This is a genomic window from Thauera phenylacetica B4P, from assembly GCF_000310225.1.
Lineage (GTDB): Bacteria > Pseudomonadota > Gammaproteobacteria > Burkholderiales > Rhodocyclaceae > Thauera > Thauera phenylacetica.
The window spans coordinates 1-9,076 of the sequence record NZ_AMXF01000171.1; the positions used below are offsets into that span (position 1 = coordinate 1).

9 protein-coding genes and 1 pseudogene are annotated in these 9,076 nt (G+C 70.6%); 2 read left to right on the forward strand and 8 right to left on the reverse strand.

Annotated elements, in window-relative coordinates; genetic code table 11:
• From C667_RS16910 to ylqF, 8 genes and pseudogenes are all read right to left on the reverse strand, one after another.
• A pseudogene (locus C667_RS16910) lies at positions 1-199 on the reverse strand (23S rRNA pseudouridine(2605) synthase RluB); the annotation flags it as partial.
• Positions 147-749 (reverse strand): SMC-Scp complex subunit ScpB, encoded by a 603-nt coding sequence (gene scpB, locus C667_RS16915; protein ID WP_004371059.1) that lies wholly within the window; start codon positions 747-749, stop codon positions 147-149. The gene scpB and the pseudogene C667_RS16910, both read right to left, overlap by 53 nt.
• Positions 727-1,557, reverse strand: coding sequence for a segregation and condensation protein A (locus C667_RS16920; RefSeq protein WP_004371061.1), 831 nt, complete (start codon positions 1,555-1,557; stop codon positions 727-729). Before C667_RS16920 ends, scpB begins: the two co-directional genes overlap by 23 nt.
• Positions 1,558-1,594: 37 nt before the next feature.
• Positions 1,595-2,797: a tryptophan--tRNA ligase gene (locus tag C667_RS16925; RefSeq protein WP_004371063.1), complete on the reverse strand. Its 1,203-nt coding sequence runs from the start codon at positions 2,795-2,797 to the stop codon at positions 1,595-1,597.
• 6 nt (positions 2,798-2,803) lie between these two features.
• Entirely contained in the window at positions 2,804-3,463 is a 660-nt protein-coding gene (locus tag C667_RS16930) for a site-2 protease family protein (RefSeq protein ID WP_004371065.1), read from the reverse strand.
• Positions 3,464-3,490: 27 nt separating this feature from the next.
• Complete coding sequence (locus tag C667_RS16935; RefSeq protein WP_004371067.1) at positions 3,491-4,114, reverse strand: L-threonylcarbamoyladenylate synthase; 624 nt, start codon at positions 4,112-4,114, stop codon at positions 3,491-3,493.
• Between the two features lie 27 nt (positions 4,115-4,141).
• Complete coding sequence (locus C667_RS16940; RefSeq protein ID WP_004371069.1) at positions 4,142-5,047, reverse strand: 3',5'-nucleoside bisphosphate phosphatase; 906 nt, start codon at positions 5,045-5,047, stop codon at positions 4,142-4,144.
• A 423-nt stretch (positions 5,048-5,470) separates the two neighbouring features.
• Entirely contained in the window at positions 5,471-6,433 is a 963-nt protein-coding gene (gene ylqF / locus C667_RS16945) for a ribosome biogenesis GTPase YlqF (RefSeq protein WP_039921947.1), read from the reverse strand.
• A gap of 282 nt (positions 6,434-6,715) precedes the next feature.
• Here ylqF and cspE point away from each other — a divergent pair, with 282 nt between their 5' ends.
• Both cspE and C667_RS16955 read left to right on the forward strand, forming a co-directional pair.
• The gene (cspE, locus tag C667_RS16950; RefSeq protein ID WP_002926583.1) at positions 6,716-6,925 is read left to right on the forward strand and encodes a transcription antiterminator/RNA stability regulator CspE; all 210 of its coding nucleotides are present in this window, start codon (positions 6,716-6,718) and stop codon (positions 6,923-6,925) included.
• Positions 6,926-7,167: 242 nt separating this feature from the next.
• The coding region (locus C667_RS16955) for a DEAD/DEAH box helicase (RefSeq protein ID WP_004371074.1) at positions 7,168-9,076 on the forward strand (1,909 nt) is incomplete at its 3' end.

The window sequence follows — 9,076 nt, forward strand, 5'->3', positions numbered from 1 at the left end:
GCGGACGCGGCGTGCGCGGGCCGCGCGGGTCGGCGTTGAGGTGCGCGTCCTTGTGGCTGGGCTGGGCGTCCCCGTCGCGCGGCGCAGCCTCGCCGCGCTGGCCGCCGCGGGACTCGCGCGGGTCGCGGTCGAGGATCTCGATCGCGTCAGACTTCTTCTTCAGGGGCGGGCGCAGCGGCCGGTTCGGTTTGCGAGACATCGACTAGATCCATGATTTTTTCGAGTTCGGTGAGCGCCGGCAGCTCGGTCAGGCTGCGCAGCCCCATCTCGTCGAGGAAGCGCCGGGTGGTGGCGAACAACGCCGGCCGCCCGGGGGTGTCGCGGTGGCCGACGATGTCGACCCAGCCGCGCGATTCGAGGGTTTTCAAGATGTTGGGCGAGACCGTCACGCCGCGGATGTCCTCGATGTCTCCGCGCGTTACGGGCTGGCGATAGGCGATGATCGCCAGCGTTTCCATGACCGCGCGCGAGTAGCGCGGCGGCTTTTCTTCCTTCAGGCGGTCGAGGTAGACCTGGTACTCGGGCCGCGTCTGGAAGCGCCAGCCGCTCGCCAGCTGCACCAGCTCGACCCCGCGCCCGGCCTCGAACCACTGCGCGCGCAGCTCGTCGAGCAGGCGGCGCACCAGATCCGGCCCCGGATCCTCGTCGAAGAGCTTGCGCAGCTCCGAAACCGGCAGCGGCCCCGGGGCGGCGAGCAGCGCGGCCTCGACGATGCGCAGCCAGGTCTCAGGCGTCGTTGCGGGTGCCATCTGCCAGCTTCACGTAGATCGGCGCAAAGGCCTCGTTCTGGGTCACATCGACCAGTCTTTCCTTCACCAGCTCGAGCACGGCGAGAAAGCTCACCACCAGGCCTGGCGGGCCGAGCTCGACGTCGAACAAGGTGTCGAACACCACGAAGGCGCCGTCGCCGAGCTTGCGCAGGATCGCCGTCATGTGTTCGCGCACCGACAGCTGCTCGCGACCGACGCGGTGGCTCTGGTTGAGCCGCGCCTTCTTCATGATGCGCAGCCAGGCGAGCTGCAGGTCGTGCAGGCTGACCTCGGGCAGGCGCTCGACCACCTTCTCGGCGACGAAGACGCCCACCCACTCGAAGTCGCGCTCCACCCGCGGCAGGGCCTCGAGCCGCGCCGCGGCGAGCTTCATCTGTTCGTATTCGAGCAGCCGGCGCACCAGCTCGGCGCGCGGGTCCTCTTCTTCGGCGTTTTCACGCGGCGGCCGCGGCAGCAGCATGCGCGACTTGATCTCGAGCAGCACCGCGGCCATCAGCAGGTATTCGGCGGCGAGCTCGAGGTTGGTCGCCCGCATCGCCTCGACGTACTCGAGGTATTGCGCGGTAAGCGGCGCCATCGGCACGTCGAGGATGTCGAGGTTGGCCTTGCGGATCAAATACAGCAGCAGGTCCAGCGGCCCCTCGAAGGCTTCCAGGAAGACCTGCAGCGCGTCGGGCGGAATATACAGGTCTTTGGGCAGTTCGAGCAGGGGCTCGCCGTAGATGCGCGCGAGCACATCGAGCGGCGCGCCGGCGTCGACCGGCGCCAGGGCCAGCGGCAGGTTCATGGTGCGGCTGCGATCGGGAGGGCGGCGTGCGGCGGGCTCAACCGTAGTCGAGGCCCATCGCCTCGCGCACGTCGCGCATCGTCTCCTGCGCGAGCCGGCGCGCGCGCTCGCAGCCGTCGGCGATGATGCTGCGCAGCAGCGAAGGGTCGTCCAGATAGGGCTGGGCGCGCTCGTGCAGCCCCTCCTGCTCCTTCAGGATCGCCTCCAGCACCGGCTGCTTGCACTCCAGGCAGCCGATCCCCGCGCTGCGGCAGCCCTGCTGCACCCAGGCCAGGGTGTCCTCGCCGGAGTAGATCGCGTGCAGCTGCCACACCGGGCAGCGCTCGGGCTCGCCCGGGTCGGTGCGGCGCATGCGCGCGGGGTCGGTCTGCATGGTGCGCACCTTGCGTGTGACGCTCTCGGCGTCCTCGCGCAGGTTGATCGTGTTGCCGTAGGACTTGGACATCTTCTGCCCATCCAGGCCGGGCATGCGCGCGGCCGGGGTGAGCAGCGCCTCGGGCTCGACCAGGATCATCTTGCCGCTGCCCTCGAGGTAGCCGTACAGGCGCTCGCGGTCGCCGAGCGACAGGTTCTGGGTCTCGTCGAGCAGGGCCTTGGCCTGCTCGAGCGCGTCGTCGTCGCCCTCCTGCTGGAAGCGCGTGCGCAGCTCGTGGTACATGCGCGCACGCCTGGCGCCGAGCTTGCGCACCGCGTCCTTCGCCTTGTCCTCGAAGCCCGGCTCGCGGCCGTAGAGGTGGTTGAAGCGGCGCGCGATCTCGCGCGTGATCTCGACGTGCGGCACCTGGTCCTCGCCCACCGGCACCTTGTCGGCGCGGTAGATCAGGATGTCGGCCGACTGCAGCAGCGGGTAGCCGAGGAAGCCGTAGGTCGACAGGTCGCGGCCCTCGATCTTCTCCTGCTGCTCCTTCCAGGTCGGCACGCGCTCGAGCCAGCCGAGCGGGGTCATCATCGACAGCAGCAGGTGCAGCTCGGCGTGCTCGGGCACCTGCGACTGGATGAAGAGCGTGGACTGCGCAGGGTCGACCCCGGCGGCGAGCCAATCGACCAGCATGTCCCAGACGTTGTTCTCGATCACCTCGGGGCTGTCGTAGTGCGTGGTGAGCGCATGCCAGTCGGCGACGAAGAACAGGCAGGGGAACTCCTCCTGCAGCTTCACCCAGTTCTTGAGCACGCCGTGGTAGTGGCCGAGGTGGAGCCGGCCACTGGGGCGCATGCCGGAGAGGACGCGTTCAGCGTACATGGAGGATCAGAATCCGAAGACGAGGGAGAGCAGGTAGCGGAAGCCGGCGATCAGCGGCCACAGCAGGGTGCCGAGCACGCCGGTAAACAGCAGCACGAGCAGGATCGGGAAGCCATAGGGTTCGAGCCGGGCGTACTGCCAGGCGAGTCGGTCGGGCAGCAGGCTCACCGCGATGCGGCCGCCGTCGAGCGGCGGGATCGGCAGCAGGTTGAGCGCCATCAGCACGGCGTTGATCTGGATGCCGGCGTCGGCCATCTTGAGCATGGGCAGGGTGTAGGCGCCCGGCTCGGCGGAGGCGGCGATGCGGAACAGCACCGCCCAGCCGATCGCCATGACGAAGTTCACGAAGGGCCCCGCCGCCGCCACCCACAGCATGTCGGCCTTGGGGTTGCGCAGGCGCGAGAAGTTGACCGGCACCGGCTTGGCCCAGCCGAAGAGGATGCCGCCCGCGCCGGCGAGCGAGCTCAGCGCGAGGATGCCGGCCGGCACCAGGATGGTGCCCACCGGGTCGATGTGGCGCAGCGGATTGAGCGTGATGCGCCCGGCGAGGTGGGCGGTGGGGTCGCCGAAGTGGCGCGCGACGTAACCGTGCGCGGCCTCGTGCAGCGTGATCGCGAGCACGACCGGGAGGGCCCAGATGGCCAGGGTGGAGATCAGCGAATCCATCGCGGGCTCGGTGGCAAACCCCGGATTCTACAGGCCGAAGGGCTCGAGCGGGCCGCGCCCGGCGCGTACCAGCTCGGGCGCGCCCGAGGTCAGGTCGATCACCGTGGTGGCCTCCGGGCCGCAGTAGCCCGCCTCGATGACCAGCTCGACCTGCTTGCCGAGGCGGTCGCGGATCTCCTCGGGGTCGGTGAGCGGGAGTTCCTCGCCGGGCAGGATCAGGGTCGAGGTCAACAGCGGGCCGTCGATCTCGGCGAGCAGCGCCGACACCACCGCGTGCTCGGGCACGCGCAGGCCGATGGTCTTGCGCTTGGGATGGAGCACGCGGCGCGGCAGCTCCTTGGTGCCTTCGAGGATGAAGGTGTAGGGACCCGGGGTGACCGCCTTCAGCAGCCGGTACTGGCTGTTGTCCACACGGGCGTAGGTGCCGATCTCGGAGAGGTCGCGGCACATCAGGGTGAAGTGGTGGCGCTCGTCCACCCCGCGGATGCGGCGGATGCGGTCGAGCAGCGCGGCGTCGCCCACCTGGCAGGCGAGCGCGTAGGCGGAGTCGGTGGGCAGCGCGACGAGACCGCCGCCACGCAGGATCTCGGCGGCCTGGCGGACCAGCCGCGCCTGCGGCTGTTCGGGATGAAGGGAGAAATACTGGGCCATGATCGGATGCTCGATATGCCGCGCGCCCTAGCGCACGGAGGATGCGGCCGCCGCGAGCGCCGCGGCGGTGGCCGGCAGGCGGCTCCACACCGGCTCGAGGTCGGCGGGCAGGGGGTTGCAGCGGCCGACGTCGACCATGCTCTCCTGCACGCCATGAAAATCGGACGCGCGCGACGCGAGCAGCCCGCGCTGGCGCGCGAGGCCCGCGAAGCGGCGCATCTCGTCCTCGGTATGCGCACCGGCCACCACCTCGACGGCCTCGCCACCGGCGGCGATGAAGCGGTCGAAGAGCTCGCCCAAGGCGATGGAGGACAGCCGGTAGCGCGCCGGATGGGCGACCACCGCGACGCCGCCGGCAGCGCGGATCCAGCCCACCGCCTCCTCCAGCGCCGCCCAGCGGTGCTCGACGAAGCCCGGCTTGCCGCGCACGAGATAGTGGTCGAAGACCGTCTTCACGTCGGGCATCACCCCGCTCGCGACCAGATGGCGGGCGAAGTGCGCACGGCTCACCAGCGCGGGGTTGCGCGCGAAGCTGCAGGCGCCGGCGAAGGCGTCGGGGATGCCGACCCGGGCGAGCTCCTCGCCCATGCGCCGCGCGCGCCCGTCGCGTCCGGCGCGCAGGGCGGCGAGGCCCGCGCGCAGCTCGGCGCACTCGGGATCGACGCCCAGGCCCACGATGTGGACGGTCTCGCCGGCGAAGGATACCGAGATCTCGACGCCGGGGACGAAGGCCAGCCCGTGCGCGCGGGCGACGCCCTGCGCGGGTGCGATGCCGCCGAGTTCGTCGTGATCGGTGAGGGCGAGCAGTTCGACGCCGTTGGCGATCGCGCGCAGCACCAGCGCCTCGGGCTCGAGCCAGCCGTCCGAGACGGTGGAATGGCAGTGCAGGTCGACGTTGAGGGCGTGCAGCCGTGAGGCTGACGGGACGCTCATGGGACTCCGGAGGGGGAACGGCAGAATTGGAATGATATCAAACCCACCCGGGCTGCGCCGCCAAGTGCACGCAGCAAGCCTGCCGACGAAGACCTGCGGGGCGACGCCCGGCGAGCCGCCACGCTCGTGCGCCGCACTCCGTGCGCAACGCCCGCCGTATCATTGCGCCGCCAGGCCAACCGACCCGATGACCGCCACCGCCCCACCCCAACCGCCCCCCGTCGCCGAGCTGCGTCGCTGCCCCACCTGCGACCGCTGGGGCGGATGGCGCCGCGTGGGCGCGGACGGCAGCACGGTGGAGCTGGACCCCGCCGCGCCGCGCGGCCCCTGCCAGGAAGGACCCTGGCACGGCTCGCTGCGCGGGCCGCGCAACGCCTGCGGGCAGTGGCTGCGCTGGAGCGAGATCGTGCCGGAGACGGCGGATCAGTCGCCGCCCTCTCCTCCCGCACCGCCCTCCCCCGCCGCATCCTCCTCTCCGGCCTCCCCCGCGGCGGCCACCTGATGAGCCGCGGCCGCCTGCGCAGCGGCGATCATGCGCGCGCGCGTCTCCGGCGTCTCAAGGCTGATGCGCCCGAGCGCGCCGTCGCGATAGTCCTGCAGCAGGATCTGCGCCGCCTTCTCCAGATCCAGCCCGCCGCCCTTGACCAGGCAGCCGCGCCGCCGGCCCACCGCCTCGACCAGTGCCGGGCCGTCCAGCCCCGCCATCGCGGCGGCGTCGAGCCGATAGCGCGCCGCCAGCCTGTCCGGGTAGCGCGCGATCAGGATCTCGCCGAGGAAGGCCGCCACCTCCTCGTCGATCACCGCGTTGCGCCCGATGGCGTGGCTCGCGGCCAGCATGTAGCCGTCGGCGTCGTGGTCGATCTTCGGCCACATCATGCCGGGCGTGTCCGTGAGCGTCATGCCGGGCCCGAGGTCCAGCGTCTGCTGGTGCTTGGTCACCGCCGGCTCGTCGCCCACCTTGGCCACCTTGCGCTTGAGGAGCGCGTTCATCAGCGTCGATTTGCCGACGTTGGGGATGCCCATGATCATCATGCGCAGCGGCTTCACGCCGTCGTCGCGGTGCGGCGCGAGCTGGCGGCACAGCGTCGGGACGCGCGCCGCCTCGGCCGGGTTCTTGGCCGAGATCGCCACCGCCTTGACGCCGGGCTGGCGGTTGTAGAAGTCCATCCAGGCGCGCGTGACCTCGGGGTCGGCAAGATCGGACTTGTTCAGCAGCTTCAGGCAGGGGCGGTTACGGAAGCGGCGCAGCCCGACGATCATCGGGTTGCTGCTCGCCTCGGGCAGGCGCGCGTCGACGACCTCGATGACGACATCGGTCATGGCCATCGCCTCGGCCGCCTTCTTGCGCGCCGAGGCCATGTGTCCGGGGAACCACTGGATGGGCATGGAGAAACCTGCGTTGACTGTCGGGGGGCGGATTATCCCACCGCCGGACGCCGGCACGCGTCCCGCGCACGCGCCGCATGCGATCGAACTGAAAAATAAATTCACGCATCCGCGCAAAAGCGTGTATCTTGCCGCTCGCAGTCGATTCAAGCAGTGGTTGTTGGTGTGGTTGCCAGCGTGTTCCAAGAGAACGCGTGTCGGTTTGATGCCTCCCTGATTACGTTTCTTGATCGTTCCTGCACTTCGGGGCGCAAGCCCGCAATTCTCCATATGGAACGCAAAATGAGCACTCAAACCGGTACCGTGAAATGGTTCAACGACGCCAAGGGCTTCGGCTTCATCACCCCTGAAGGCGGCGGCGACGACCTGTTTGCCCACTTCTCGGAAATCCAGAGCAAGGGTTTCAAGAGCCTGGCCGAAAACCAGCGCGTGGAATTCGAAGTCAAGACCGGCCCGAAGGGCCTGCAGGCGGCCAACATCCGCCCGCTGTAATCGACCCGACGTCGCGGACGTCGATCGGTTGACCCAAAACGCGGCCCTGCGCCGCGTTTTTGCATTTTCGGCGGCCTCGGGCCGCCCTTCCGCACCAGCGCAACGCACCAAGCGCCCAAGCCTGCGGCCACCCGCCGCTACGCCGCGGCCACAAGCCGCCCCATCCCCCCGCCGCGCCGCAATCGCCCGCCTCCGCGATGTTGCAGCGCCGCTGCCCATCGCCGCCCCGCGGCCACGACGCCATGACCGAAGCCTCCCGCCCCGAATCCGCCCCCGCCGAAGCCGAACTGCGCTTCGCCGACCTCCAGCTGCCCGCGCCCCTGCTGTCCGCGCTCGCCGACGTGGGGTACGAGACCCCCTCCCCGATCCAGGCCGCCTGCATCCCGCAGCTGCTCGCCGGCCACGACATCCTCGGCGAGGCGCAGACCGGCACCGGCAAGACCGCCGCCTTCGCGCTGCCGATGCTGGCCAAGCTCGACCTCGCCGACACCCGCCCGCAGGTGCTGGTGCTCACCCCCACGCGCGAGCTCGCGATCCAGGTCGCCGAGGCCTTCGCCAAGTACGCCCATCACCTGAGGAACTTCCACGTGCTGCCGATCTACGGCGGCCAGAGCATGGTGGTGCAGCTGCGCCAGCTCGCGCGCGGCGCCCAGGTCATCGTCGGCACCCCGGGCCGGGTCATGGACCACCTCGAGCGCGAGAGCCTCAAGCTCGACGCGCTCAAGGCGATCGTGCTCGACGAGGCCGACGAGATGCTGCGCATGGGCTTCATCGACGACGTCGAGTGGATCCTCGAGCACACCCCGGCCGAGCGCCAGACCGCGCTGTTCTCGGCCACCATGCCGAACGTGATCCGCGACGTCGCCCGCCGCCACCTGCGCAACCCGCAGGAGATCAAGATCCGCGCCGCCACCTCGACCGTGGCCAAGATCAGCCAGCGCTACTGGCTGGTGCGCGGGGTGGACAAGCTCGACGCGCTCACCCGCATCCTCGACGCCGAGGAGAGCTTCGACGCCGCCCTCGTCTTCGTGCGCACCAAGATCGCCACCGAGGAGCTCGCCGACAAGCTGGCCGCACGCGGCTACGCCGCCGCCGCGCTCAACGGCGACATGAACCAGGGCCTGCGCGAGCGCGTGATCGAGCAGCTCAAGAACGGCACCCTCGACATCGTGATCGCCACCGACGTGGCCGCGCGCGGCATCGACGTGCCGCGCGTCTCGCACGTGATCAACTACGACATCCCCTACGACACCGAAGCCTACGTGCACCGTATCGGCCGCACCGGCCGCGCCGGCCGCGAGGGCGTGGCGATCCTGTTCGTGGCGCCGCGCGAGACGCGCATGCTGAAGATGATCGAGCGCGCCACCCGCCAGCCGATCACCCCGATCGCGCTGCCGAGCAGCGAGGAGGTCACCAACCTGCGCGTGGCCCAGTTCAAGCGCCAGGTCGCCGAGACCATCGCGGGCGCGGAGCTCGGCTTCTTCATGGGCGTGGTCAACGACCTGATCGACGAGAACGAGCTCGAGGTCCACGAGGTCGCCGCCGCGCTGGCGCTGCTCGCCCAGCGCGAGCGCCCGCTGCAGGTCGAGCAGTCCGGCCGCGGCTGGGACATCGCCACCACCACGCCGAGCGAAGGCCGCGCGCCGCGCGCCGAGCACTTCACCACCGGCGCCGCGCGCGAGCGCACGCCGCGCCCCAACCGCGACGAGATCCTTGCCCGCCGGCGCTCCTTCTCCGAAGGTGCGCTGGTGCGCTACCGCATCGAGGTCGGCCGTGCCCACGGCGCCAGCCCCAAGGAGATCGTCGGCGCGATCGCCAACGAAGGCGGCATCGAGGGCAAGTTCATCGGCCAGATCCACCTCTTCGACGAGTTCTCCACGGTCGAGCTGCCCGCCAACCTGCCCGAGGACCTGCTCGCCACGCTCAAGCGCACCCGCGTTCGCCAGATGCCCTTGTCGATCCGCGAGCTGAGCGCGGCCGAGGCGGCCTCGGTGCCCGAACGCCGCCGCCCGGCGCGGCCGGAAGGCGGCACGGAAGGCTTCCGCGCGCAGGATGGCGAGCGCCGCCCGCGCGACTTCAGTGGCGCCCGCCCGCAGCAGCCCGGCGCCGGCTACGGCAAGCCGGGCGGCGGCTTCCGCGGCCACGACGAGC

Coding starts and splice junctions, on each gene's coding strand:
- scpB (WP_004371059.1), bottom strand. CDS start 749: ATGGCACCCGCAACGACGCCTGAGACCTGGCTGCGCATCGTCGAGGCC.
- C667_RS16920 (WP_004371061.1), bottom strand. CDS start 1,557: ATGAACCTGCCGCTGGCCCTGGCGCCGGTCGACGCCGGCGCGCCGCTC.
- C667_RS16925 (WP_004371063.1), bottom strand. CDS start 2,797: ATGTACGCTGAACGCGTCCTCTCCGGCATGCGCCCCAGTGGCCGGCTC.
- C667_RS16930 (WP_004371065.1), bottom strand. CDS start 3,463: ATGGATTCGCTGATCTCCACCCTGGCCATCTGGGCCCTCCCGGTCGTG.
- C667_RS16935 (WP_004371067.1), bottom strand. CDS start 4,114: ATGGCCCAGTATTTCTCCCTTCATCCCGAACAGCCGCAGGCGCGGCTG.
- C667_RS16940 (WP_004371069.1), bottom strand. CDS start 5,047: ATGAGCGTCCCGTCAGCCTCACGGCTGCACGCCCTCAACGTCGACCTG.
- ylqF (WP_039921947.1), bottom strand. CDS start 6,433: ATGCCCATCCAGTGGTTCCCCGGACACATGGCCTCGGCGCGCAAGAAG.
- cspE (WP_002926583.1), top strand. CDS start 6,716: ATGAGCACTCAAACCGGTACCGTGAAATGGTTCAACGACGCCAAGGGC.